The 24,584-nt window shown below is 68.6% G+C and carries 25 protein-coding genes and 1 tRNA gene; 15 read left to right on the plus strand and 11 right to left on the minus strand.

Annotation, left to right across the window (positions count from 1 at the left end; genetic code table 11):
* Positions 1-29 precede the first annotated feature (29 nt).
* Complete coding sequence (locus tag GGR16_RS22450; protein ID WP_019400632.1) at positions 30-389, plus strand: winged helix-turn-helix transcriptional regulator; 360 nt, start codon at positions 30-32, stop codon at positions 387-389.
* Between the two features lie 175 nt (positions 390-564).
* On the opposite strand, the gene GGR16_RS22455 is transcribed toward GGR16_RS22450, so the two are convergent.
* Positions 565-1,458 (minus strand): LysR family transcriptional regulator, encoded by an 894-nt coding sequence (locus GGR16_RS22455; protein WP_019400633.1) that lies wholly within the window; start codon positions 1,456-1,458, stop codon positions 565-567.
* A gap of 103 nt (positions 1,459-1,561) precedes the next feature.
* Between GGR16_RS22455 and GGR16_RS22460 the strand changes: the two genes are divergently transcribed.
* Positions 1,562-2,377, plus strand: coding sequence for an SDR family NAD(P)-dependent oxidoreductase (locus GGR16_RS22460; protein ID WP_019400634.1), 816 nt, complete (start codon positions 1,562-1,564; stop codon positions 2,375-2,377).
* Positions 2,378-2,683: 306 nt separating this feature from the next.
* Here the strand turns inward: GGR16_RS22460 and GGR16_RS22465 are convergent.
* From GGR16_RS22465 to GGR16_RS22485, 5 genes are all read right to left on the minus strand, one after another.
* Positions 2,684-2,760, minus strand: a tRNA-Arg gene (locus GGR16_RS22465).
* A gap of 206 nt (positions 2,761-2,966) precedes the next feature.
* A complete protein-coding gene (locus GGR16_RS22470; RefSeq protein WP_183318281.1) occupies positions 2,967-4,310 on the minus strand; it encodes an amidase family protein in 1,344 nt (447 codons plus the stop codon).
* Between the two features lie 41 nt (positions 4,311-4,351).
* Positions 4,352-5,011: a deoxyribose-phosphate aldolase gene (gene deoC, locus GGR16_RS22475; protein WP_183318283.1), complete on the minus strand. Its 660-nt coding sequence runs from the start codon at positions 5,009-5,011 to the stop codon at positions 4,352-4,354.
* A gap of 58 nt (positions 5,012-5,069) precedes the next feature.
* The gene (locus GGR16_RS22480; protein WP_183318285.1) at positions 5,070-6,656 is read right to left on the minus strand and encodes a gamma-glutamyltransferase family protein; all 1,587 of its coding nucleotides are present in this window, start codon (positions 6,654-6,656) and stop codon (positions 5,070-5,072) included.
* A 125-nt stretch (positions 6,657-6,781) separates the two neighbouring features.
* Entirely contained in the window at positions 6,782-7,780 is a 999-nt protein-coding gene (locus tag GGR16_RS22485; RefSeq protein ID WP_183318287.1) for a TerC family protein, read from the minus strand.
* Between the two features lie 265 nt (positions 7,781-8,045).
* On the opposite strand from GGR16_RS22485, the gene GGR16_RS22490 reads away from it, so the two are divergent.
* The 8 genes from GGR16_RS22490 (at position 8,046) to GGR16_RS22525 (ending at position 15,264) form a co-directional block, all read left to right on the plus strand.
* Positions 8,046-8,966 (plus strand): LysR family transcriptional regulator, encoded by a 921-nt coding sequence (locus tag GGR16_RS22490; protein ID WP_183318289.1) that lies wholly within the window; start codon positions 8,046-8,048, stop codon positions 8,964-8,966.
* Positions 8,967-9,099: 133 nt separating this feature from the next.
* Positions 9,100-10,146 carry a TRAP transporter substrate-binding protein gene (locus GGR16_RS22495; RefSeq protein WP_019402246.1) on the plus strand — a complete coding sequence of 349 codons (1,047 nt, stop codon included), beginning with the start codon at positions 9,100-9,102 and terminating at the stop codon, positions 10,144-10,146.
* Positions 10,147-10,228: 82 nt separating this feature from the next.
* Entirely contained in the window at positions 10,229-10,843 is a 615-nt protein-coding gene (locus GGR16_RS22500) for a TRAP transporter small permease subunit (protein WP_183318293.1), read from the plus strand.
* The gene (locus GGR16_RS22505) at positions 10,840-12,123 is read left to right on the plus strand and encodes a TRAP transporter large permease (protein ID WP_019402248.1); all 1,284 of its coding nucleotides are present in this window, start codon (positions 10,840-10,842) and stop codon (positions 12,121-12,123) included. Before GGR16_RS22500 ends, GGR16_RS22505 begins: the two co-directional genes overlap by 4 nt.
* 32 nt (positions 12,124-12,155) lie before the next feature.
* Complete coding sequence (locus GGR16_RS22510; RefSeq protein WP_183318296.1) at positions 12,156-12,842, plus strand: DUF2848 domain-containing protein; 687 nt, start codon at positions 12,156-12,158, stop codon at positions 12,840-12,842.
* Positions 12,843-12,890: 48 nt separating this feature from the next.
* Positions 12,891-13,685: a putative hydro-lyase gene (locus GGR16_RS22515; RefSeq protein ID WP_019402250.1), complete on the plus strand. Its 795-nt coding sequence runs from the start codon at positions 12,891-12,893 to the stop codon at positions 13,683-13,685.
* 97 nt (positions 13,686-13,782) lie between these two features.
* Positions 13,783-14,331 carry a methylated-DNA--[protein]-cysteine S-methyltransferase gene (locus tag GGR16_RS22520; protein WP_019402251.1) on the plus strand — a complete coding sequence of 183 codons (549 nt, stop codon included), beginning with the start codon at positions 13,783-13,785 and terminating at the stop codon, positions 14,329-14,331.
* A 96-nt stretch (positions 14,332-14,427) separates the two neighbouring features.
* Positions 14,428-15,264: a universal stress protein gene (locus GGR16_RS22525; protein ID WP_019402252.1), complete on the plus strand. Its 837-nt coding sequence runs from the start codon at positions 14,428-14,430 to the stop codon at positions 15,262-15,264.
* A gap of 67 nt (positions 15,265-15,331) precedes the next feature.
* Here GGR16_RS22525 and GGR16_RS22530 read toward each other — a convergent pair whose 3' ends face one another.
* The 3 genes from GGR16_RS22530 to GGR16_RS22540 all read right to left on the minus strand — a co-directional run bounded on the left by GGR16_RS22530 (position 15,332) and on the right by GGR16_RS22540 (position 17,812).
* Positions 15,332-15,769, minus strand: a complete 438-nt coding sequence (locus GGR16_RS22530; RefSeq protein ID WP_019402253.1) for a universal stress protein — start codon at positions 15,767-15,769, stop codon at positions 15,332-15,334.
* A 134-nt stretch (positions 15,770-15,903) separates the two neighbouring features.
* Positions 15,904-17,058 carry an N-acetylglucosamine-6-phosphate deacetylase gene (locus tag GGR16_RS22535; protein WP_183318298.1) on the minus strand — a complete coding sequence of 385 codons (1,155 nt, stop codon included), beginning with the start codon at positions 17,056-17,058 and terminating at the stop codon, positions 15,904-15,906.
* 1 nt (position 17,059) lies between these two features.
* Positions 17,060-17,812: a glucosamine-6-phosphate deaminase gene (locus GGR16_RS22540; protein ID WP_183318300.1), complete on the minus strand. Its 753-nt coding sequence runs from the start codon at positions 17,810-17,812 to the stop codon at positions 17,060-17,062.
* Between the two features lie 171 nt (positions 17,813-17,983).
* Between GGR16_RS22540 and GGR16_RS22545 the strand changes: the two genes are divergently transcribed.
* The 4 genes from GGR16_RS22545 to GGR16_RS22560 are packed head-to-tail and all read left to right on the plus strand — an operon-like array spanning position 17,984 to position 21,951.
* Positions 17,984-18,952: a TRAP transporter substrate-binding protein gene (locus tag GGR16_RS22545; RefSeq protein ID WP_183318302.1), complete on the plus strand. Its 969-nt coding sequence runs from the start codon at positions 17,984-17,986 to the stop codon at positions 18,950-18,952.
* Between the two features lie 26 nt (positions 18,953-18,978).
* Positions 18,979-19,494 (plus strand): TRAP transporter small permease, encoded by a 516-nt coding sequence (locus GGR16_RS22550; protein WP_183318304.1) that lies wholly within the window; start codon positions 18,979-18,981, stop codon positions 19,492-19,494.
* On the plus strand, positions 19,487-20,779 hold the full coding sequence (locus GGR16_RS22555) for a TRAP transporter large permease (protein ID WP_183318306.1): 1,293 nt from the start codon (positions 19,487-19,489) through the stop codon (positions 20,777-20,779). Before GGR16_RS22550 ends, GGR16_RS22555 begins: the two co-directional genes overlap by 8 nt.
* Entirely contained in the window at positions 20,776-21,951 is a 1,176-nt protein-coding gene (locus GGR16_RS22560; protein ID WP_183318308.1) for an ROK family transcriptional regulator, read from the plus strand. The genes GGR16_RS22555 and GGR16_RS22560 overlap by 4 nt, the downstream gene beginning before the upstream one ends.
* 32 nt (positions 21,952-21,983) lie before the next feature.
* On the opposite strand, the gene GGR16_RS22565 is transcribed toward GGR16_RS22560, so the two are convergent.
* Both GGR16_RS22565 and GGR16_RS22570 read right to left on the minus strand, forming a co-directional pair.
* The gene (locus GGR16_RS22565; protein WP_425486597.1) at positions 21,984-22,781 is read right to left on the minus strand and encodes an APH(3')-II family aminoglycoside O-phosphotransferase; all 798 of its coding nucleotides are present in this window, start codon (positions 22,779-22,781) and stop codon (positions 21,984-21,986) included.
* A gap of 108 nt (positions 22,782-22,889) precedes the next feature.
* Complete coding sequence (locus GGR16_RS22570) at positions 22,890-23,555, minus strand: TetR/AcrR family transcriptional regulator (protein ID WP_246373253.1); 666 nt, start codon at positions 23,553-23,555, stop codon at positions 22,890-22,892.
* Positions 23,556-23,745: 190 nt separating this feature from the next.
* Here GGR16_RS22570 and GGR16_RS22575 point away from each other — a divergent pair, with 190 nt between their 5' ends.
* Positions 23,746-24,582 carry an FAD binding domain-containing protein gene (locus tag GGR16_RS22575; protein ID WP_183318415.1) on the plus strand — a complete coding sequence of 279 codons (837 nt, stop codon included), beginning with the start codon at positions 23,746-23,748 and terminating at the stop codon, positions 24,580-24,582.
* The last annotated feature ends 2 nt before the right edge of the window (positions 24,583-24,584 follow it).

Here is a 24,584-nt window from a genome sequence, read left to right on the forward strand (position 1 = left end):
TTTGTAAGTATAAGAATCAGGAGATCACAATGACCGAGACGAAATTCCGATGTGGCTTGGAAGCGGTTCTGGCCATCCTTGGCGGTAAGTGGAAGCCGCTTATCGTTTATCATCTCGCCAGCGGTTCCAAGCGCACCGGCCAACTCCGCAGGCTCGTCACCAATGTGAGCGAAAAAATGCTGATCCAGCATCTGAAGGAACTGACGGACGATGGCGTTATTCGCCGCATCGATTTCCAGAAGGTGCCGCCGCACGTAGAGTACGAATTGACCGACTTTGGGCGAAGCTTGGCCCAGGTACTTGCGCCGCTGTGCGAATGGGGAACCCATCACATCGATGAGGTCGCAATGATCGTGAAAAAGAGAGAACACGTAGCGAAGGCGGCTTAGCGGGCTTTGCCGGAAAGCTGATGATTCGACAGAGCGCTCGACGCCTCCAAAGACACCCGCTCGGACTGAACCAGCAACTTATACTAGCGCAGCGTGCAGACAGCGGCTTCACTGGCTCCAACGCTGAAGAACGCCTCTGAAGCCCGGCGCAACCGGCGCGAACGCTGTCGATCCTTTATGCAACCCTGCTATCTCGCAGCGCGATTTTGAACAGGTCGAAGGCTGCTGTACCCTTCCGATCGGGGTAGTAGAGGTGGTAGCCGGGGAACGGCTCACACCACGGCTCCAGCAGGCGGACGAGACGGCCATCGGCGATCGGCGCTACCACCAGGTCCTCCAGGATGTAGAGGATGCCGAACCCTTCGAGGGCGGCAGCAACCAGCAGGTCGGCGTCATTGAACACCGGGCCGCGGCCTGGCGCGACCGTCACCGCACGGCCGTTGCGCTCGAAGGACCAGGGGGACAGGTTGCCCTGCGCGTCGCGGTAGGCGATACAGCGATGCGCCGTGAGGTCGGCGGGCTCCATCGGTGCCGGATGGCCGTTCAGATAGCCGGGAGCGGCCACCACCGCGACGCGAAGCGGAGGCCCGACCGCCAGCGCGATCATGTCCTTTTCCAATCGCTCGCCGAGCCGAATGCCCGCATCGTAGCGGTCCGCCACGACGTCACTCAGCCCGTCCTCCACGCAAACCTCCACTTCGATACCGGGGTGGCGGCGTATGAAGGATGGGAGCATCGGCCACAGCACTGTATCCGCGGCGTGTTTGCCCGTCGTGATCCGGACGGTGCCGATCGCTGCCCCGCGTGCTTGGGACAACGCCTCGATCTCATCGTCCAGTCCGGCCAGTGCCGGCGACAGGGTGGCGAGCAGTCGCTCGCCCGCAGCGGTCGGGGCGACGCTGCGCGTCGTGCGGGAGAGCAGGCGAAAACCCAGCTGGCCCTCCAGTCGCTTCATGGTCTGGCTCAATGCCGACTGCGTGACGCCCAGCCGCTTTGCGGCCAGCGTGAAGCTGCGGTCGGACGCAATCGCCGCAAAGACTGCGAGGTCGCCGAATTGATCCGGGCGCATTGATAAATCCTGCTACTGGGGCCTATTATTTATTAGCCGGTAATTCCTATCAATTAGCTTGTCTAAATAGCCTGTGACACCGGAAGAAGCAAAGGAGCAGGCTATGAGCAAGATTTGGCTGGTGACGGGCGCAAGCCGGGGGCTTGGACGTGAGATCACCCGCGCGGCGCTGGATGCTGGCGAAACGGTCATGGCAACGGCGCGGTCCATTGGTGCAGTACGCGATGCCTTCGAGGGCGAACACGATCGTCTGCACGCCCTCGCGCTTGATATCACGGACGCCGAAGCCGCGAACGCGGTCGCCGTCGAAACGATCGAGCGGTTCGGTGCGATCGACGTGCTGGTCAACAATGCCGGCTATGCCGAACTGGGCTTCTTCGAGACCTTCACCGATGCCGCGGTGCGGCGCCAGTTCGACGTTAACCTGTTCGGTACGATGAACGTCGCGCGCGCGGTTGCCCCGCACATGCGTGAGCGTCGCTCGGGCCTCATCGTCACCATCTCGTCTGTCAGCGGGCTGGTTTCCAACAGCGGGGGCGCGGTCTACTCGGCATCGAAGTTCGCGGTCGAGGGATGGATGGAGGGCTTCGCGCAGGAGTTGGCACCGTTAGGCGTCCGCTCGCTCCTTGTCGAGCCGGGGATGCTGCGCACCGATTTCATGGACCGGAAGTCGGCGAGCTTCGGCAGCATTGACATCCCGGACTATGCTGAGGCGATCGCGCAGTATCGTGCGTTCGTGGACGGGGCCAACGGAAACCAGCCGGGCGATCCGAAGCTGCTCGCCGCGCGGATCGTGGCGCTTGCTTCGCAGGGCGAGACACCCTCGCGACTCATATTCGGCGACGACGCCCGGCAGTGGGCCGGAGCGAAGGTCGACCAATTGCGGCAAGAGATCGCCCGATCTGCCGATCGCGGCTGATACAACAGACCAAAGCCGGCAAGGGAGGTGATCTCCGGTCCAGGCCGTCAGAATGACCGCTTCGGAGGAGGCGCCGGAGGCTTGGCAACGGCGTGAATGGGGTCGGACGCAGAACGGCAGCCTGCTGCTTGGCGATCCCCAGAATCGGACAGTCCCTGTCGGCCCCAAAGACCTACAACACCTACACGTGGAGAATCCCGCGCGCGACCTCCGCCGGCACCGCTGAACTAGAAGGCACATCGGTTGACGGCAGTGGAGTCCGACAATCTTTGACGGAGTCCAAGCTCATGTGCCGTCCAACAAAAGTGGCGCACCCGACACGATTCGAACGTGTGACCTCTGCCTTCGGAGGGCAGCGCTCTATCCAGCTGAGCTACGGGTGCTGAGCCGAAGCGGGCGCAACCTAGCCCAGCTTCGGCGTTCCTGCAATCGGGGATTGGCGCTCGTCCCCGACGATATCGGACAGGGGACCAGTCGCGGCCGAAGCCCTGCCGCTCAATGCGCTTTCAAGCCGACAGGTCGCAAGGCTTTCTTCCAGCGGGGAAGGATCCGATCAGGTCGATGATCCAACCTGATTGGATCCGCCCCTCTAGCGTCCGCCCAGGCTGCGCTCGATCCAGAGGCCCGCCGCGAGGATGGCGTCGTCGTCGCCGGAGGGGCGCGAGAACAGGGCCGAAGTCGGCAGGCCCTCGGCATCCGTGCCAGAGGGCATGGCGAGGCCCGGCATGTCGAGGAAGCTGCCGGCCATGGTCAGCGTGAGCGTGGCGAGATTGATGCGGGCGAACAGCTCGGGATCCGCTTCGAGCAGCGCAAGCTCCGGCGCCACATGCTTGACCGTCGGGAGCGCGAACAGCGCGCCGTCAAGCTCATCGGCGATGGAGCGCGTGAGCGTGGCCCGGAGGCCACGCAGGCGCTCGGCGGCCTCTGCCGTGATCGCCGCCGCGCCGTCGAGCCGCTTCACGACGCGCGCATCGATGAGGTCGCGCTTCGGGCCGCTGATGGCCTCCAGATGCCAGGCGCGCGCCTCCACCGCGCCGAGCCAGCCGATCTCGGCGATAGCGCCCCGTGCCTCGCGCCAGGCGGCCACCGGCACGCGGCGCACGCGGGCGCCAGACGCTTCGAGGCGGGCGAGCACGGCCTCGAAATTGGCGCGTACGGCATCCTCGAGCCCGTCTTCCTCCAGCACGGCCGGATCGACGACAATCTCCGGTGCGGCGGAGGCGGCTTCGACGGGCCGCCCGGCGCCCCGCATGACGGCGTCGATGGTCGCGCAATCGGCGACGGTGCGTGCGATCGGGCCGAGGCTGTCGAGGCTCTTCGCCAGCGGGAAGACGCCGGCCATGTCATAGCGCTCGCCCGAGGCCTTGAAGCCGACGAGGCCGTTGAGGGCCGCCGGCACGCGCACCGAGCCGGCCGTGTCCGTGCCGATGCCGACGGGAACGATGCCGCGCTGAACGGCGACCGCCGAGCCGGAGGACGAGCCGCCGGGCACGCGGGGGGCCACCCCCGGGAAGTCCGGCGTCGGCGTGCCGAAATGCGGGTTCGGGCCGAGGCCGGAAAAGGCAAACTCGCTGAGATTGGTCTTGCCGAGCGGGATGAGGCCCACGCGCCGCGATGCCGCGACCACCGGCGCGTCCTCGCGCGCGGGCGGCGCATCGTCGCGCGTACGCGAGCCCGCGGTCGTCCGCGTGCCGGCGATGTCGAAGAGGTCCTTCCAGGCGATCGGGATGCCGTCGAGCGGGCCGAGCGCCTGGCCGTTGCGCCGGCGCGCGGCGGCGGCGCGGGCCTCGGCCAGCGCCTCGTCGGCCATGAGGGTGATGAAGACGGCGGGGGCCGCGCGGGCCTTGTCGAGCGCCTCCTCGACGAGGCGCACGGAATCCGTCCGGCCCGACGCAAGGTCAGCCGCGATGTCGGTCAAAGTCTGATGAGCCATGCCGTTCTTCTGTCCCTGGATGGATATGGCGTGTGATGGCGTCAGCCGGTCAGGATGGCGACGCTGGCGCTCGCGCCGATGCGCGAGGCGCCGGCGGCGAGCATGCGCAGGGCGTCCTCGCGCGTGCGGACGCCGCCCGAGGCCTTGACGCCGATGTCCGGCCCGACGATCCGGCGCATGAGCGCGACATCTTCCACTGTCGCGCCGGCCTTGCCGAAGCCGGTCGAGGTCTTGACGAAATCGGCGCCGGCGGCGACCGCGAGGCGGCAGGCCACCTCCTTCTCAGCGTCGGAGAGGAGGCAGGTCTCGATGATGACCTTGAGCAGCGCGGGGCCGCACGCCTCGCGGACGGCGGCGATATCGGCGCTGACGTCGCCCTCCCGCCCCTCCTTCAGGGCGCCGACGTCGATGACCATGTCGACCTCGCGCGCGCCCGCAGCGACGACCCAGCGCGCCTCGGCCGCCTTGAGCAGGGAGGGCGTCGCCCCGAGCGGGAAGCCGACGACGGCGCAGGTGGCGACGTCGCTGCCGGCGAGCGCCGCGGCGACATCCGGCACATGGACCGGATTGACGCAGACGGAGAAGAAGCCGTGCTCGCGCGCCTCGCGGCAGACCGCGGCCACATCGGCGCGCGTCGCATCCGCCCGCAGGATCGTATGGTCGATGGTGCGCGCAAGTTCGGCGCGCGTCAGGGTCGTCATATGTGCCGCCTCTGCCTCGCGCACACCTTATAGGGCGCGCCGCGCAGCGCCCGCAAGCTCAGAAGCCGAGGGCGCAGCCGTCCTTGCGCTGGTCGGAGCCGGCGTGCAGCACGCCGCGGGCATGGTCGATCCAGATGGCCTGCCCGCCGCCCAAGGGCGAGGTGCGCGGCTTGATCGTGTGGCCCCTGGCGGCGAGCGCGGCAATGACGCTCTCGCCGAGGGTCGGCTCCACCTCCAGCACGCCGTTGAAGGCGAAGCTGCGCGGCGCATCGAGCGCCGCCTGCACGTCGAGGCCGCGGTCGAGCACGCCGGAGAGGAAGGCCGCGTGGCCGGCTGCCTGATAGTGCCCGCCCATCACGCCGAAGGGCGCGACGGTGCGCCCGCCGCGGCGCATGAGGCCGGGAATGATGGTGTGCATGGGCCGCTTGCGCGGGCCGATGGCATTGGGATGGCCCTCGACGAGGTTGAAGGACGCGCCGCGGCTGTGCAGCACGATACCCGTCTCCGGGTCGAGCCGCGTCGAGCCGAAGGCGTGGAAGATCGAATTGATGAAGGAGATGGCGTTGCCGTCGCGGTCCACCGCGCAGAGATAGATCGTGTCCCGGTGCTCCGGCTCGTGCCAGAGCGCCGGCGCGCCGGCCTGCCCCATGTCGATGCGACCGCGCAGCGCCTGCGCCACCTCGTCCGAGAGCAGTTGCTCGACCGGATAGGGCAGATGCGCGGGATCGGCGATGAGCGCATCGCGGTGATGGTAGGCGAGCTTGGTCGCCTCGGCATGGAGGTGCACGCGCTCGGCGAGCGGCAGCTTCTCCGACAGGTCGAAGCCGGCGAGCACGTTGAGCATCATGAGCGCGGCGAGGCCCTGGCCGTTGGGCGGGCATTCGTAGACGTCATAGCCGTGATAGCTGGTGGCGATCGGCGTCACGTAATCGGCGCCGTCGACCGCATCGGCGAAATCCTCGAGCGTGTGCAGGCCGCCGAGGCCGTTGAGGAAGCGCACCAGGCTCTCGGCCGTGCGGCCGAGATAGAAGGCCGGCGCGCCGTCGCGGGCGATCTCGCGGAGGCGCTGGCCGAGCAGCGGCTGGGCGTGCCGCTCGCCCTCGGTCGGCGCGCGTCCGCCGGGCAGGTAGACGGCCTTGGCGCCGGCATCGCGCGCCAGAAGCGGCACCTCCTCCGCCCAGTCGAGGGCGACGCGCGCGGTGACCGGATAACCGTTATCGGCATAGGCGATGGCGCGGGCGAAGACCCGCTCCATCGGCAGGCGGCCGTGGTCGCGGTGCAGCTTCGTCCAGGCGGCGATGGCGCCGGGCACGGTGACAGCATGGGGGCTCGTGCGCTCGATGGCGGAGACACCGAGGTCCTTGAGGCGTCCCACGCTCGCCGCCGCCGAGGCGCGGCCGCTGCCGTTGAGGGCGAGGACCTCGCCGCCGGCCGGGGCATAGAGCACGAAGCAGTCGCCGCCGATGCCGGTCATGTGCGGCTCGACCACGCATTGCACGGCAACCGCCGCGATGGCGGCATCGACCGCATTGCCGCCGGAGGCGAGGATATCGAGCCCGGCCGCGGTCGCGAGCGGATGGGACGTGGCGATGGCGGCCTCGCCCGCGAGTGTCGGTCCACGTCCCGGCCTGAAGAAATCGCGCATGCCTGACCCCGCCGTTCTAGTCACAGCCGCCCACGCGCGGTGCAGCGCCGCGCCGGCTGTCCGTCCCATGGCGGTAACAGTGGCGGGCGCTGCGTGCAAGGGCAGGACGTGCAAGGGCGGGGCGTTCAGTGCGACATCAGCTTCTGCCCCTCCCCCGCGTCCTCTTCGTCCCGCGTCTTCCACAAGGACCAGCCGATGCCGGCGCCGAGGATGGCGAAGGTCACGGCGAGCGACCATTCGGCCGGGAACTTCGTCCAGCCGAGGAGATCGGCGACGAACACCTTCGAGCCGATGAAGACGAGCAGGACCGCCAGCGCCTGCTTGAGATAGGCAAAGCGGTGCAGCACGGCGGCGAGCGCGAAATAGAGCGCGCGCAGGCCGAGGATGGCGAAGATGTTCGACGTGTAGACGATGTAGGGATCGGTCGTGATGGCGAAGATGGCCGGCACCGAGTCGACCGCGAAGATGACGTCGGCGATCTCGATGAAGACGAGCGCCAGGAACAGCGGCGTCAGGAACAGGAAGCTGCGGCCGTTGCCGCTGCTTCGGCGCACGAAGAAGCGCTCGCCGTGCAGGCGCCGCGTCACCCGGAAGCGGCGCTTGATCAGCCTGAGCAGCGGGTTTTGCGCGAGGTCCGTCTCCTTGTCGCCCCACCACAGCATCTTGAGCCCGGTGATGACGAGGAAGGCGGCGAAGAGATAGAGCACCCATTCGTATTGCGCGACGAGGGCGGCGCCGAAGCCGATCATGATGGCGCGCAGCACGATGACGCCGAGGATGCCCCAGAACAGCACGCGGTGCTGGTAGCGCCGGGGGATGGCGAAGAAGCCGAAGATCATCGCGATGACGAAGATGTTGTCCATCGCGAGGCTCTTCTCGACCACGAAGCCGGTGACATATTCGACGCCCGACTGGGCGCCGAGCTGCCACCACACGAAGCCGCCGAAGCCGAGGCCGAGCACGATGTAGAAGGCGGAGAGCGCGAGGCTCTCGCGAACGCCGATCTCGCGCGAGCCGCGATGCAGCACGCCGAGGTCGAGCGCCAGGAGCGCCATGACGAGGCCCATGAAGCCGAGCCACATCCACAGCGGATGGCCAAGAAAAAGGCTGGTGAGAACGTCCATCGGTTTCCTCTCTGTCCGGAGGGGAAACCCGGTGCAAAGCCCTGATTGGACAAACGCAGAAATCCGGACCCTGCATCGGGTTCACCCGATACGGTCCGACATCACGATGCATCGGCATCGCCAGAGGGGCCCGGCCCGCGGCACGGCACATGGGAAGCGGCAGGGCCGATTGCAAGGCCCGGAGCGGCGACTGATCGAAATTGCCCCGCACGACCTCCCGATGCGCTAAGACGCGGGGAGGTGGAGTTCGAGGGACGGGCCGGCGATGATCGATCTCAGGAACATCGAGACCTTCTTCTGGGCGGCGGCGCTCGGCAGCCTGCGCGCGGCCTCCGAAAAGCTCGGCACGACCCAGCCGGCCGTGTCGCACCGCATCGCCTCGCTCGAGGAGGCGCTGGGGGTGCGCCTGTTCGAGCGGGACGCGCGCGGCGTGACGCTCACCGCCAAGGGGCAGGAGCTGCTCTCCCATGCCGAGCGCATGATCCAGCTCCGCGGCGACATGGTGCGCGCCGCCCAGGACCAGAACGTGATGAGCGGCACCGTGCGCATCGGCGTCGCCGAGACCATCGTGCAGACCTGGCTGTCGCGCCTCATCGAGAAGGTGCACGCCGCCTATCCGGCGCTGGCGCTCGAGATCGAGGTGGACAGCTCCATGGTGCTGCGCTCGCACCTCATGTCACGGCAGATCGACCTCGCCTTCCTCATGGGCCCGGTGCTGGAGGAGCGGGTGGAGAACATCCACCTGTGCACCAACCCGCTCGCCTGGGTGGCGAGCCCGCGGCTGAAGCTCGGCGACGGGCCGATCACGCTGAGGCGCCTGTCGGACCGGCCGATCATCACCTATCCCTCCAACAGCCGGCCCTATCTGGTGCTGCGCGACATGCTGGCCCGCGCCGGCGTGAAGGCGCGGCTCTACGGCAGCGCCTCCCTCTCCATGGTGGTGCGCATGGCGCTCGACGGCATCGGCACGGCCGTGATCGCCCCGGTGTTCCTCGGCAAGGAGCTCGCTGGCGGAGACTTGAAGATTATTGATGTCGAGGCCGATCCGCTGCCGGACCTGAGCTTCACCGCCACCTGGATCAACGGCCCGGAGAGCCACGCCGCCCGCGTGATCGCCGTGATGGCGCAGGAGGTTGCTGCCCAGGCCGACAGCGGCGTGACGAGCGGTCCGGAGACAGAGAGTTGAATTGAATTTATACCCCCCATTCGAACATACGATTGGACATGAAAATCAATCCCGAGCTGCAATGCGGGCGGGGCGCCGGCTGCGGCCGGCCCGGCGGAAAAGCCGCCACAAGACCAGCCAGGGGACTGACACCGTGAAACACCTTCTTCGTGCCGCCGTTGCCGTCGCCGCGCTCGCCGGATCGGCCGCGCTCGCCCAGGACCTGCCGAAGACGAACCTCAAGATCGTCGGCGGCCTCAGCAACCTCACCGCCTACAACGACTACGAGAAGCCGTTCTGGACCCAGAAGGTGCCGGAGCTGTCGAACGGCCAGATCACGGCCGAGATCAAGGGCTTCAACGAGATGGGGCTGAAGGGGCCGGAACTGCTGCGCCTCATGTCCCAGGGCGTCGTCGAGTTCGGCACCGCCACCCTCTCCTATTTCGCCAGCGACAACGCCATCAACGAGGCCATCGACCTCGCCGGCCTCGCCCCGGACGTGACGACGGCACGCGCCGTCACCGAGGCCTTTACGCCGGTCTACGCCAAGTTCTACGGCGATGGCGCCAAGGTGAAGCTGCTCGGCATCTCGACCTATCCGGCGCAGGTGCTGTTCTGCAACGCCGAGATCAACAAGCTGTCCGACCTCAACGGCAAGAAGGTGCGCACCTCGAGCCGCACCCAGGCCGAGTTCGTCGAGGCCTTCGGCGGCACGAGCGTGACGATGGCCTTCGGCGAGGTGGTGCCGGCCCTTCAGAACAAGGTGGTCGACTGCGCCATCACCGGCTCGCTCTCGGGCTATTCGGCCAAGTGGTACGAGGTGTCCACGCACCTCTATGCCCTGCCCATCAACTGGAACCAGCAGATCCACGCCGTCAACCAGGCGGCCTGGAACAAGCTCGACCCCAAGGTGCAGGCCTTCATCGAGACGAACGTCAAGACGCTCGTCGACGACATCTGGAAGGCCGCCGCCGAGCAGACGGAGCTGGGCTATGCCTGCAACACGGGCTCGGATGCCTGCACCCTGCCGGTCAAGGGCAAGATGAAGCTGGTGACGCCGAGCGACGCGGACCGCCAGCAGCTGCGCGGCGTGCTGGGCGAGATGGTGCTGCCGAAGTGGGCGGCGCGCTGCTCGGCCGATTGCGTGAAGGATTTCAACGACACCGTCGGCAAGGTGCTCAACATCTCCGTCTCGAAGTAAGGGAATGGTGCGCCGCCCCGCGCGGCGCACTCACCCGAGGCGCCGCAGCGGCGGCGCCCCCGATCCCGACGAGGTGGAGCCCATGTCCCTGCATCGTCTTTCCCTCGCCGGCCTGACGCGCGGCGCGGAACGCCTGTCGCTTCTCGCCGTCTGGGCGGGCGGCGCCCTCACCATCGGCAGCGTGCTGCTGATCTCCTTCGACGTCATCGCGCGCAAGTTCTTCGGCTTCAGCACGGGCGGCGCCGACGAACTGTCGAGCTATGCCTTCGCCATCAGCACGTCCTGGTCGCTCGCCTTCGCCACGCTGCAGCGGGCCAATGTCCGCGTCGACGTGATCTACCAGCACCTGCCGGTGCGCCTGTCGGCGGTGCTCGACTGGATCTCCATCGTCGCGCTCGGCGTCTTCATGGCCATGCTGACCTTCTACGCCTACGACGTCGTCGCCACCTCCTGGGCCGAGAGCTCGACCGCCAACACGCCGCTGGGCACGCCGCTCTACATCCCGCAGGGGCTGTGGCTCGCAGGGCTCGCCTGGATGTGCCTCGTCCTCGCGCTGATGCTGCTGCGCGCCTCGATTGCGCTCGTCACCGGTGACATCGACACCGTCAAGACCATCGCGGGCGTGCGCTCGGCGAAGGAAGAGGCGGCGGAAGAGGCGGCGGCCGGCGAACGCCTCGTCAAGGAGGCCGCGGCATGATCGCGACCGCGCTCGTCCTTCTCTTCGTCCTCATCGGACTCTCCATCCCCGTCGGGGCGGCGCTCGGCGTGCTCGGGCTCATCCTCGACCCGCTCTATTCCATGCTGCCGCTGACGCGCGCCATGGGCGAGCTCGCCTGGGGCACGAACAACGAATTCCTGCTCGTCGCCATCCCGCTCTTCATCCTCCTCGGCGAAGTGCTGCTCCGAGCCGGCTTCGCAGAACGCATGTATGCGGCCATGAGCCTGTGGCTGTCGTGGCTGCCCGGCGGGCTGATGCATGCCAATATCGGCGCCTCGACGCTCTTTTCCGCCACCTCCGGCTCGAGCGTCGCAACGGCCGCCACGGTCGGCACCGTCGCCATCCCGCAGATCCGCCGCTACGGCTACAACGAGCCGCTCTTTCTCGGCAGCATCGCGGCCGGCGGCACGCTCGGCATTCTCATCCCGCCGTCGATCAACCTCGTCATCTACGGCGTCCTGACCAATTCCTCGGTGCCGAAGCTCTATCTCGCCGGCATCATCCCGGGCCTGCTCATGGCCAGCCTGTTCATGGCCGTCATCGCCGGCGGCTGCCTGGCGCGGCCCGGCTGGAGCGGCCACCAGGTCCGCGCCTCGTGGGGCGAGCGCTTCCGCGGCCTCGTGCATCTTGCCCCGCCGCTCGGCATCTTCCTGCTCGTCGTCGGCTCGATCTATGCCGGGCTCGCGACGCCGACGGAAGCGGCGGCGCTCGGGGTGCTCGGCGCCCTCATCCTCGCCGCCTGCTTCGGCCGCCTGACATGGACGATGCTGCGCGGCGCCGTCGAGGGCGCCATGAAATCGACGGCCATGATCATGCTGATCGTGATCGCGGCCGGCTTCCTCAACTTCATCATGTCGGCGACCGGCCTCACCGATGCCATCACCGGCTCGATCAGCGGCCTCGGCCTGTCGCCCGGCTGGATGCTGCTGATCATCGTCGTCTTCTATCTCGTGCTCGGCTGTTTCATGGAGACGCTCTCCATGATGATCACGACGATCCCGATCATCGCGCCGATCATGATCGGCATCGGCTACGACCCGATCTGGCTCGGCGTCGTCATCATCGTGCTGGTCGAGGCGGCGCTGATCACCCCGCCCGTAGGGCTCAACCTCTTCGTCGTGCAGAGCCTGCGCAAGGCCGGATCCATGGACGCGGTCATCGTGGGCACGCTGCCCTTCGTCCTCGCCATGTTCTTCATGCTCGCGCTGCTCGCCTTCTTCCCGGCGCTCGCCCTGTGGCTGCCGGGCCTGTTCGGGTGAGCGACCAAGCTTCCTACCGCTGAAGGACCATCATGAGACTTGCCTTCGACATCGCCGGCGCCACGGGCGCCGGTGCCCTCGACATCGACATTGCGTCGCTCATCATCGCCGGCTGGGCCGGGCGCGATCGCCACGCGATCGAGCACCACATCGAGGAGCTCGCCGCCATCGGCGTGCCGCGGCCGAGCACGGTGCCGCTCTACTACCGCGTATCTGACAGCCTGCTGACCCAGGCGCCGCGCATCCAGGTGGTGGGCGGCGAGAGCTCGGGCGAGGTCGAGGTCTTCCTCTTCCAGGCCGGCGGCGAACTCTTCGTCAGCCTCTCCTCCGACCACACCGACCGCAAGCTCGAGACCGTCAGCGTCGCCCTGTCGAAGCAGGTCTGCGCCAAGCCGGTGGCGCGGCAGGCCTGGCGCTTCGCCGAGGTCGCCGGCCACTGGGACGAGCTCGTCATCCGCTCGCACATCGTCGAGAACGGCACGCGCGTCGTCTACCAGGAGGGCCGGCTCGCCGCGCTGCAGCCGCCGCTCGACCTCGTCGCGGGCTTCACCGGCGGCGCAGCCATGCTGCCGGAGGGCACGGCGATGCTTTGCGGCACCGTCGGCGCGAACGGGGGCATCCGCCCGGCTGCGTCCTTCGCCATGGAGCTCTTCGACCCGCACAGCGGCCGCTCGCTCAGCCACGGCTACGACATCGAGGTTCTGCCGGAAGTCGCGTGAGCCGCCCGGCCAGGAGCGGCCCGGCCAAGTGCAAGAGGGACATCATCCATGTCACCAGACTTCGACCGCACGGATCCCCATGCGGTGCGCCTTGCCGCCCGTGCGGGCGAGCTGACGGGGCATACGGCCAATCTCGCGCCGGGGCGCGTCCAGGCGAATCTCGCCATCCTGCCCGGGGCGCTGGCGCACGATTTCCTGCGCTTCTGCCAGCGCAATCCCAAGCCCTGCCCGCTCGTCGCCGTGTCCGAGCCCGGCGATCCGATGCTGCCGACGCTCGGGCGCGACGTCGATATCCGCACGGACGTGCCGCGCTACCGCGTCTGGCGCGACGGCGAGCTCGTCGACGAGCCGACGGACATCCGCGACCTGTGGCGCGACGACCTCGTCGCCTTCCTCATCGGCTGCTCCTTCTCCTTCGAGGATGCCATGCTCGCCGACGGCCTGCCGGTGCGCCACATCGAGCAGGGCACCAACGTGCCGATGTACCGGACCAACGTGCCGACCGTTGAGGCCGGCCCGTTCGGCGGGCCGATGGTCGTCTCCATGCGGCCCCTGACCGCCGCCCAGGCCATCCGGGCCGTGCAGGTGACGTCGCGCTTTCCGGCCGTGCACGGGGCGCCGGTGCATCTCGGCGATCCGGCCGCGATCGGCATCGCCGATATCGGCAAGCCGGACTATGGCGATCCCGTCGAGATCCGACCCGGCGAGATCCCGGTGTTCTGGGCCTGCGGCGTGACGCCCCAGTCCGTCATCGAACATGCCCGCCCGCCGTTCTCGATCTCGCACGCGCCGGGGCACATGCTCGTCACCGACCTCAGCAACAGCGCCGTCGCGGTGATGTAGAGGGCGTTCACGCCCCCGCGACAACGGCGGGCGAGAATTTACCCGGACGGCGTCGCCGGCTATGCTCGTCCGGCCCCGAACAGCAACGGGCCGGACGATGCATCACTACGCCATCTTCGAGACGGACATCGGCTTCTGCGGCATCGCGTGGAGCGAGAGCGGCATCGTGCGCTTCCAGCTGCCGACCACGGACGCCGCCGGCACCGAGCGCCTGCTGAAACGGCGCCTTCCGGACGCGATCCCAGGCACGCCGCCTCCGCCCGTCGCCGAGACGATCGCGGCGGCAAGAGCCTATTTCGCCGGCCGCGAGACGGATTTCTCGGCCTGCATGCTCGACCTTTCCGGCCGTGATGCCTTCGCCAGGGAGATCTATGCCGCGGCCCGGCGCGTCGGCTGGGGGCATACGACGACCTACGGCACGCTCGCGCGCGAGGTCGGCGCCGGTCCGGAGGCGGCGCGCGACGTCGGCCGGGCCATGGCGGAGAACCCGGTGCCGCTGATCATCCCGTGCCACCGGGTGCTGGCGGCCGGCGGCCGGCTCGGCGGCTTCTCCGCCCCCGGCGGCACTACGGCCAAGCTGCGCATGCTGGCGCTGGAAGGGATCGACCTTGCGCCGGAGCCGGCGCAGCAGTCCTTCGCCTTCTAGGATCTGCCGCGGGCAGGTCGCCTTTGAGCGACCTCAAGGCGCGGCCGCCGCTGCGGTTCCACGATGCTCCGTCGACAGGCGACAGGGAGCCTCACCATGATCCGCGACATTCTCGTGCATCTCGACGGCAGTGCTCAAGACGAGACACGCATCATCCATGCCGAAGCCATCGCCGGGCACTTCGATGCCCATGTGACCGGCCTTTTCACGAACGTCGTGCCGACGCCCGTCATTCCCGCGGCCGACGGCCTCGCCGTGGCCAGCATCCTCGAGGAAAACCGGCTGCAGGCCGAGGCGGCAGGCGACGCCCATGCCACGCGCCTGGCGCAGCGCCTCGACGCGCTCGCGGCCCCCACCGAGCTGCGCCGGTTCGATCTTTTCGCCGATGCCGTCTGGAGCGCCGTCGCGCGGCAGGCGCGCGCCTGCGATCTCTTCGTCACCCTGCGCCCCTACGGCGCCGACGAGTCATCCCGCTGGCCTGAGGTGGTGGAGGCGGCCCTGTTCGGCTCCGGCCGCGGGGTCTACCTCGTGCCGCCGAACGTCTCCGCCCGTCCACTGGGGACCGTGCTCGTCGCCTGGAACGATACGCGCGAAGTTGCCCACGCGGTGGCCGAGGCGATGCCCCTGCTCAGGCTGGCGAAGCAGGTCGTCGTCGCCACCGTCGACACCGAGGGCCCGCCCGAGGAGGACCGCGAGGAGCCCGGCGCCGACATCGCCCGCCATCTCGACCGGCACGGCGTCAGGGTCGACCTGCGGCATCTGCCGGAATGGCGCGAGGTGTCCCGCGCGCTCCTCAACGAGATCGAGAAGAGCGGCGCCGATCTCGCCGTCCTCGGCGCCTACGGGCATTCGCGTCTGCGCGAGTGGATGCTGGGCGGGGCGACGCGCGATTTCCTGACGCACTGCCCGGTGCCGATGCTGATGGCCCATTAGGCCGATGCCACGCAAGAAAAGGCCGCCCCGGCATCCGCAGGGGCGGCCTTGTTCCGTCGCTGCCCGCTCAACGATAGACGAGGACGGGGATCGTCGAGTGGGTGAGCACCTTCTGCGTGACGCTGCCCAGCACGACGGCGGCCACGCCGCCGCGCCCATGCGAGCCCATGGCGATGAGGTCGCAGCCGCGTTCCTTGGCGGTATCGATGATGGCGCGGTAGGGCTCCTCGTCTACCACCTGCACCGTCTCGTAGGGTACACCGTTCACCCGCGCGACATTGCTCGCGGAGGAAAGAAAGCCGGCGGCGCGGCGGCGTGCGTGAGCCTCGTATTCCGCCCGTGTGTCCGTGAGCTGCTCGGCATCCGTCGTCAGGAGATGGAACGGCTCGACAACAGTCAGCAACGTCACCTTGGCCCCGGCGTCGCGCGCGAAGGCCATCGCCTGCTCCACGGCCGCAGCCGACAAGAGCGAACCATCCGTCGGAATGAGAATGTTCTTGTACATGGCGCTCCCCTTCTTGGCGCTCCCTTTGTCGATGCGCAGGAAGGGTAAGGGGGTGGCGCACAGCGCCGCCTTGCGCAGGATCAAGCCGATTGTACGACCTTCGGACGAGATTGGGACCCCGGCCGCCCAGCCGCTCAGTCGAGCCGGATCTCGAAGGGGCCGACGGCTGCCGAGTGCAGGCGAAGCTCCGGGCCCCAGCGCAGGTGCGAGGCGGCGAGAGCGGCGCCATGCGCCGCAAGGGCAGGCGCCAGGACGCGCCTGGGGTTGGCGCAGGCGAGCCTGAGCGCCTCGCGCGGCGTCGCGGCGCCGAAGGCGACGATATTGCGCACGGCGGCATCGAGGCAGAGCGAGGAGCCGGCCAGGTAGCGGCTGCCCGGGTTGCGCACCGTGCCGTCTTCCGCAAGCTCGATGTCCATGCCCGCGAAACGGTGCAGGCCCGGTGCCGCGGCGGCGGCTGCGACCGCATCGGTGACGAGGATGGACCGGTCGAGCCCCTTGGCGCGGATCATCACCTTGAGCGCCTGCGGCGGCACATGGATGCCGTCGGCGATGAAGGTCGCGGTCAGCCTGTCCTCGGCGAGCTGCGCGAAGAGGGGATTGGCAAGCTTCGGCAATTGCTGAGGCAGGCCGTTGCCGAGATGGGTGGAGAGGCTGAGGCCGGCTGCAACCGCGCGGGCCAGGCTGTCCTCGTCGGCGCGGCTGTGGCCGGCCGCGACGCACTTGCCGCGCGCCACCGCAGCCGCGATGAAGGCGTCCGCGTTCTCCACCTCCGGCGCCAGCGTCACCATGAGGATCGGCCGCGCGAGATGCCGCTCGATCTCGTCGACGAGAGCCATGTCGGCTCCCCTCATCGCCGCGGGCGGATGGCAGCCCGCATAGCCGTCGGCGGGGTTCAGGAACGGCCCCTCGAGATGGTAGCCCGGCACCATCCACCGCCCGAGGCGGCTTCCGGCAACGGCTTTATCGAGCGCAACAAAGCGCGCGAGCAGCTCCTCGCGCGTCGCGGTGATGATCGTCGGCAGAAGGCTGGTGACGCCCGTCCTCAGCATGGCAGAGAGGGCATGGTCGAGCGCCTCGGCGGTCAGCGCGGCGTCGTTGAAGTCGACGCCGGCGAAGCCGTTGACCTGGAGATCGACGAGGCCCGGCGTGCCGCAGGCCGGAAAGTGCGAGCCTTCCGGCGCCGGCCGGCCTTCGCCGGCACGCCAGCGCGCATCGGCCGGATAGTCCCGCACCTCGAGGCCGTCGTCGAGCCGCAGCGGCTCCGGTGCGCGCTCGGTGAGGTTGCTCATGTCACTTCCTCGGGCGCCCCTTCAGCCCGGCGGCCGAGGCTTCATCGAGGAAAAGCCGGCAGGCCGGGTGCTGCTGCAGGATCGAGGCTGGATATTGCGGGCTCACCGGCCCCTCGACCGCGTGGTGCACCGCTTCGGCCTTGCGTGCGTCCGGCACCGAGACGACGAGCAGCCGCGATTTCATGATCTGCCGGATGCTCATCGAGATGGCTTGCTGCGGCACATCCTCGAAGGTCGGGAACCAGCCCTCGCCGAGCTGCTGCCGGCGGCAGGCCTCGTCGAGCGTCACGACAATGTAGGGCTCCTCCGTGTCGAAATCCGCCGGCGGGTCGTTGAAGGCGAGATGGCAGTTCTCGCCGATGCCGGCAAAGCACACGTCGACCGTCTCACTGCGGATGAGATCGCCGAGGCGCCGCGTCTCGGCCGCGGCATCCGCCGCATCACCGTTCACCGGCACGAAGGTAACGGCCCCACCGAGCGGCTTGACGAAACGCTCCTCGAGATAGCGGCGGAAACTCGCGGGATGCGTTGTCGGCAGCCCGACATATTCGTCGAGATGGAAGGCGGTGACGCGCGACCAGTCGATGTCGCGCCGCGCCGTCAGCACCTCCAGCATCTCGAACTGGCTCGCCCCCGTGGCGACGATGATGGTCGCCCTGCCCTTCTCGGCGACGGCCGCCGCGATGGCGTCCCCGCCGATGCGCGCCGCCTCGCGGCCGAGGCTCGCCTTGTCCGGGAAGACCGAGATGTCCATGCCGCATCCTTTCGAACGATCGATGATCATAAAATTCAATGCCGTCACAAACGGTAGCCCGAATGGCGCCTGCCGAGCCAGAATAATTTTTGTCACGATACGTTCAAAAACAGATTGACGGTGGCCGAGGGGAACCGCACGCTAGGGGATACAATCGTGGAGGAGGAACCAATGAAGCGTGCTTCGCTTGCAACCGTCATCGCCGCTGCGGCGCTATTGGCCGCCGGCGCCGCCCAGGCCGAGGTCGTCCTGCGGCTCGCCGAGAACCAGCCGGACGACAACCCCGTCACCATCGCCATGCGCGAATTCGCCAAGCTCGTCGACGAGAAGACGAAGGGCGGCGTGAAGGTGGAGGTCTATGCGGGCGCGCAGCTCGGCCAGGAGCCGGAGACGATCGAGCAGACCCAGGCCGGCATCATCGACCTCGCCCGCGTCAATTCCGTCGTGCTCGCCAATGTCAGTCCCTCCATGGGCGTCTTCACGCTGCCCTACGTCTTCCGCGACGCGGAGCACAAGTACAAGGTGCTCGATGGCGAGGTGGGCAAGGAGGTCACGGCCGACCTCGAGAAAGTGGGGCTTGTCGGCTTTCCCTACATGGAGGCGGGCACGCGCAACTTCTACACGCGCGCCGGCAAGCCGGTCAAAAGCCTCGAGGACCTCAAGGGCCTGAAGATCCGCGTGCAGCCGGCCCGCATCTCGACGCGCATGGTGGAGCTCCTCGGCGCGACGCCGACGCCGATGAACTACGGCGAGGTCTTCTCCGCCCTGCAGACCGGCGTCATCGACGGCGCCGAGAACGATTATGTGAGCTACGTCACCTCCTCGCACTACGAGGCGGCGCCCAATCTCATCGAGGACGGGCATCTCAGCCCGCCGGCCATCCTCGTCATGAACAAGCAGAAGTTCGATTCCCTCTCCGAAGAGCACCGCAAGGCGATCGTCGAGGCGGCGGACGAGGCGGCGAAGTTCGAGCGCAAGGCCATGTTCGCGGCCAATGAGGAAGCCAAGAAGAAGGTCGAGGCCGCCGGCGTCACCATCGTCTCCGTCGACAACGAGCCCTTCCGCAAGGCCGTGGAGCCGATCTACGACGAGTTCCCGGCGCTCAAGCCGTTCATCGCGCGCATCCAGGCGGTCGACTGACAGTCGACGGGGGAGCGGCGGCGGTGATGCACAAGATCGACTGGCTTCTCGACGCGGTCGACAGGCTGATGGAGATGGTCTGCCATCTCCTTCTCGTCGGCATCATCGCCGTCACGGCGCTGCAGGTCGTGCTGCGCTTTCTCTTCAACAGCCCGACGAGCTGGTCGGAGGAAGTCGCGCTCCTGATGCTGGTGTGGTTCGGGATGATCGCGATCGCCATCGGCATCCGCCGCCACGGCCATATCGCCATCACCACATTGCGCGACCGGCTGCCGCTGCCCCTCGCCCGCAGCGTCGACTTTCTCGCCGAGGCGCTCCTTGTACTCTTCTCGCTCGTCCTCCTGTGGCAGAGCTTCGCCCTCATCCGCCTCGCCGGCGTGCAGGTGATGCCGGCGACGGGGCTGTCACGCGCCTGGCTCTATTACCCTGTGCTCGTCGGCGGCGCACTCATGAGCGTCAACGGGCTGTTCAACCTCGCCGCGGGGCGCGTCGCCCCGCGGCGGCCGGAGCTGGCCGAACAGGAACTGCCCGGGCATGAGTAGCAACACGATCGGCATCATCATCCTGCTCGGCGGCTTCCTCGGGCTCATGGCGCTGCGCGTGCCCATCGCCTTCGCGCTCGGCCTCTCGTCGCTGGCCACCGCCTGGTATCTCGGCGTGCCGAGCCTGCTCGTCGCGCAGCGGATGGTGAACGGGCTCTACAGCTTCACCTTCCTCGCCGTGCCATTCTTCATCCTCGCCGGGCAGATCATGTCCGAAGGGGGCATCTCGGAGCGGCTCGTGCGCTTCGCCGACATCATCGTCGGGCGCATCCGCGGCGGGCTCGCCCAGGTCAACATCTTCGCCAGCACGCTCTTCGGCGGCATCTCCGGCTCGTCGGTGGCCGATGTCGCCTCCATCGGCTCCTTCCTCATCCCGGCGATGGTCAAGCGCGGCTACAAGCCGGAATATGCCGTGGCGGTCACCGTCACCTCGTCCGTGCAGGGTGTCCTGATCCCGCCCAGCCAGAACATGATCTACTACGCGCTCGCCGCGGGCGGGCTGCCGATCGGCCAGCTCTTCCTCGCCGGCTACCTGCCGGGCGTCCTCCTCGGCCTCGCCCTCATGGTGCTCGCCTATGTGCTGGCCGTGCGCCAGAACCATCCGGCGGGCACGCGCTACGGGTGGCGAGAGGGGCTGAAGACCGCGATCGACGCCTCGATCGGCCTCTTCACCATGGTGATCATCGTCGGCGGCATCGTGGCCGGCATCTTCACCGCGACGGAATCGGCCGCCGTCGCGGTGGTCTACGCCCTCCTCGTCACCGTCTTCGTCTACAAGACCATGGACCGCACCGCGATCCTGCGCGTCCTCAGGGAATCGCTCGGCACGCTCGCCATGGTGATCGCCATCATCATGACGTCGTCGGCCTTCGGCTTCCTGCTGTCCTACCTGAAGGTGCCGGCGCTGCTGGCTGAGGCGATCTTCATGGTCTCGCGCGAGCCGTGGGTGGTGCTCCTCGCGATCAACGCCCTCCTCATCGTGCTCGGCATGCTGATGGACATGGGCGTGCTGATCCTCATCCTGACGCCGATCCTCCTGCCGATCGCGAAGAGCATCGGCGTCGACCCCATCCACTTCGGCGTCGTCCTCCTGATCAACCTCGGCATCGGCCTGTGCACGCCACCCGTCGGCACCTCGCTGATCGTCGGCTGCTCCATCGCACCGACCAGCATCGAGCGCACGACGCGCGTCCTCGTGCCCTTCTACGTGGTGATGATTGCCGTTCTGATGCTCGTCACCTACGTTCCGGCCCTCTCCCTTGGATTGCCGAGTCTCTTCCGATGAGCGGCCCTTCTCCGCTGCTGCGCCCGCCCCTCCCGACCGCCCATGCCGCCGAGCGCTGGCGCGTGCTCGCCACGCTGATGGCCGGGCGGGCGAGCGCGCGCCGGGAGCTGTCGGACGCCCTGCACCTGCGCTCGACATCCGTGTCCGACCATGTCGGGCATCTCGTGGCGAGCGGGCTCGTGGTCGAGAGCCACCGGCCGTCCGGCGGGCGGGGGCGGCCGTCGGGCGTGCTCATCGCCAATCCGCATCGGCTGGCGGCCGTCGTCTACCAGGTCGAGAGCCAGTCGATCGCGGCGAGTTGCGTCAACCTCGCGGGGCAGGAGCTGGCGCGCGTCAGCCGCCACGTGCCTCCGCAGGCGGACAATGCGGACATGGCGGGCGTCCTCGGCGCGCTCCTCGACGAGGTCACCCTCGCCGCGCCGACGGCGACCGAGCTCGCCGGGATCAGCTTTTCCCTGTCCGGCGTCCTCGACGCCGAGGCGCGCCGCTGGCTGTTCTCTTCCCGCTGGCCGGCGCTGCGCGATTTCGACGCCGCGGCGGCGGTCGGCCCGCGCGGCCTGCCCGTCTCGGTCGCGCGCAATCTCGACGTCGAGCTCTCCGCCCGGCTGGCACATGCGCAGGACACGTCCGGCGGCACGCTGCTCGTCCACTGGGGCTGGGGCATCGGCGCGGCCTATGCCGTCGCCGGCGTGCCGGTCAACGGCGCGGCAGGCCGCTTCGGCGAGATCGGCCATTGGCGGATGGGCGGCGAGGCGAGGCCCTGCCGGTGCGGCGGTATCGGCTGCCTCGAGACGGTGGCAGGGCTGTGGGCCTGCGGCGAAGGCCTGCGCGAAGCCGGGCTCGAGGTGCCCACGGACGAGCATCTGGCCGGGCTGCGCCTGCGCGATGCGCGGCTCTTCGGCGTGCCGTGCTTCGAGCGGGCCTTCGAGGCGATGGTCGTCTCGCTCGGCAATCTCTGCCGGGTTCTGTTTCCGCGGCGGGTGATCGTCTCCGGCCCCTTCGTGGCGAATGCGGCCGTGTGGAGCAGCCTGCGCGAGGCACTGGCGCGCGAGGGCACCCTGCCCGGCGTACCGGCCGCGGACCTGCAGGCGGACCAGCGCAGCCGGGAACTCGAGCGCGAGGGCGCCGCCGCTGCGCCGCTCAATACGGCGCTCGCGCGGCTGCTGGCCTGATAGCCCCTACCGGCTGCAGCGACGCGGCGCCTTCAGAAGAATTCGTCGAGCAGGCGGTAGAAGGCGAGACGGTCGGGATCGACGGCGCCGCCGTAGCATCGCAGGAAGGGCTCGACCCAGTCGTCGCCGAGATTATGGCGGATGCTCCAGCTCGCCAACGCCAGATCCTGGTGGCGGTCCGCCACGCCGAGCCTGCCGCAGTCGACGAAGCCGGTGAAACGTCCGGCTTGCGCGAGGAGGTTGGGCAGGCAGGCATCGCCATGCGTGACGACGAGGTCTTCCCCGTCGAGGCGGCCGGCAAGCAGGTCCTCGAAGAGATCGGCCGCGCTGCGGCCGAGGCGTTCCTCGTCGAAATCCGCCTCGTCCACGAGCCCGGCCTCCATGCGCGCCCGGGCGAGCGCGATGCGGCCCTCGAGCCGGTGATCGAAGGGGCAGGCATGCGCATCGAGTGCGTGCAGGCCGCGCAGGGCCTCGGCCACGATCGCCACGATCCGCTCGGGCGCGAGATCGGGCGACGAGGCAAGGTCGCGACCGTCCACGGCGCTCATGAGAACCCAGCGGCGCTGCGCCTCCTCAGCCTCGGCGAGGACGCGCGGGCAGGCGACGTCCTGCTCGGCGAGCCAGCGCAGCCGTGCGATCTCATCCGGCAGTTCGCAAAGGGGGCCGACCGGCTCCGCCTTCACGAACAGGGTCGGGCGGCCCTTCGCCTCGAGCCGGAAGACCGCGGCCTCGGAGCAGCCGATCGTCTGCGGGCGGCACGCGTAGCCGGAAAGATCCGCCGCCCAGGCGCGCGGTAGCTCGGGCACCATCTGCAAGTTCACCGAAGTCATGCCGATCGCTCTTCACCTGCCGCGCCGCAACACTGGCCGCGCGGCAGGATTATCCGCCGGTGGCGAGGGCCGCAAGGCGTGGAAGGCGCGTGACGGGATCGGCTCCGGTCAATCGCCGACCACTTCCAGGACCAGCGCCCGGGCACCGACGAAAAACCCCCGTACCGCGTCGCGGATGACGTCGTCCAGACGGTCGGGCGTCGGCGTCTGGTACACGTAGCGCCGGATCGCGATGTAGAAGATGCGGCCGTGGAGCCCCCAGAACATCTCCGTCTCGCGCTCCTCGACGGGACGCTCCACCGGGCCCGGCAGGCCGAGCTCGTGACGCAGCTCGACACAGGCCGGCTCGATGATCTCGCGACGCACGATGTCGAGATAGCGGCTGGTGATGTCGAAGGGGCGCAGTCCCGAAAAGACGAAGATCCGGACCCAGTCATAGTCGAAGACCCGGGCCGCGTATTCCTCGTAGAACTGCATGAGGCGGGCTTCCAGCGGCCGTGACCGGTCCTTGATCAGCGGCCCCCAGGATGCCTGCCAGCGGTTGAGGTAGACCTGCTCGTAGACGCGCTCGATCAGCGCCTCCTTGCTCGGAAAATGCCGATAGATCGCCGAATGCGTGATGCCCATGCGCTTGGCGAGCTCGCGGGTCTGGCCCTCGAAGCCGTGCTCGGCGAAGAAGCGGATCGCCTCGTTGAGGATCGCCTGCTCGCGCTCCGGCGCCCGCATGTTGCGCCGCCGCGGGCGCTTCTCCACCGCAACGTCCGTCGTCGTCATTCTCGTCCTCGTCATGCCCCGGCGACTATAGCGCGATGTGCTGGTGGGGCAAATTTGTGACCATTTGGTTATTTTCGCTTGACGCGCCTCGCCGCCCGTGCCCTTATTTTGAGACCAGATGGTCACAAATCTGGAACGGAAACGCACCCAGGGGAGTTCGGCGCCTTGAAAGGCCCGAGCCTTCGATTACATCCGCCCGACCACGGTCGCGGAAGCGCTCGCCGCCTTTGCGGAAGCCGGAGGGGACGCGAGCTACATCGCCGGCGGGCAGAGCCTCGTGCCGGCGCTCGCCCTGCGTCTGCAGGCACCCGAGCGGCTGATCGACATCGCCCATATCCCCGACCTGCGCGGCATCGACCTGCGCGACGGCTGGCTGCGGCTCGGCGCGCTGACGCGCCATGCCGAGGCGCACGACCACCCGCTCATCGCCGCCCACGCGCCGCTGCTCGCCCTGGCGGCTCCCCATGTCGCCCATCCCGCCATCCGCAACCGCGGCACGCTCGGCGGCAGTGTCGCCCTGGCCGATCCGGCTTCCGAATTCCCGGCGATGATGCTGGCGATGGGAGCGGAAATGGAGATTGCCGGCCTGCAGGGCACCCGGCGCGTGCCGGCCGACGAATTCTTCCAGGATCTCTACCAGACCGCGCTCGAACCCGGCGAACTCCTCGTGGCGCTGCACGTTCCCGCAGCGGGCCCGCAGCATCGCTGCGCGTTCGACGAAATCGCCCGCCGGCGCGGGGATTATGCCCTTGTCGGTTGCGGCGTCATGCTGACGGCGCCCGCGCGCGAGGTCGAAAGCGCCCGCATCGCCTTCTTCTCGGTCGGACCGACACCGATCCGCGCGCTTGCTGCGGAGGCGGCCCTCACCGGCCGGCGTCTCGACGGCGAGGCGATCCGGCTCGCCCAGGCGGCCCTGTCGCAGGATCTGGATCCGCCCGACGACGAACAGGTGCCGGCGGCCATGCGGCTGCATCTGGCGCGCGTTCTCATCGGCCGCCTGCTCGGCCGTATCGCGGAGGGTCCGTGAGC

The sequence above is a fragment of the Chelatococcus caeni genome (assembly GCF_014196925.1).
Classification (GTDB): Bacteria; Pseudomonadota; Alphaproteobacteria; order Rhizobiales; family Beijerinckiaceae; genus Chelatococcus_A; species Chelatococcus_A caeni.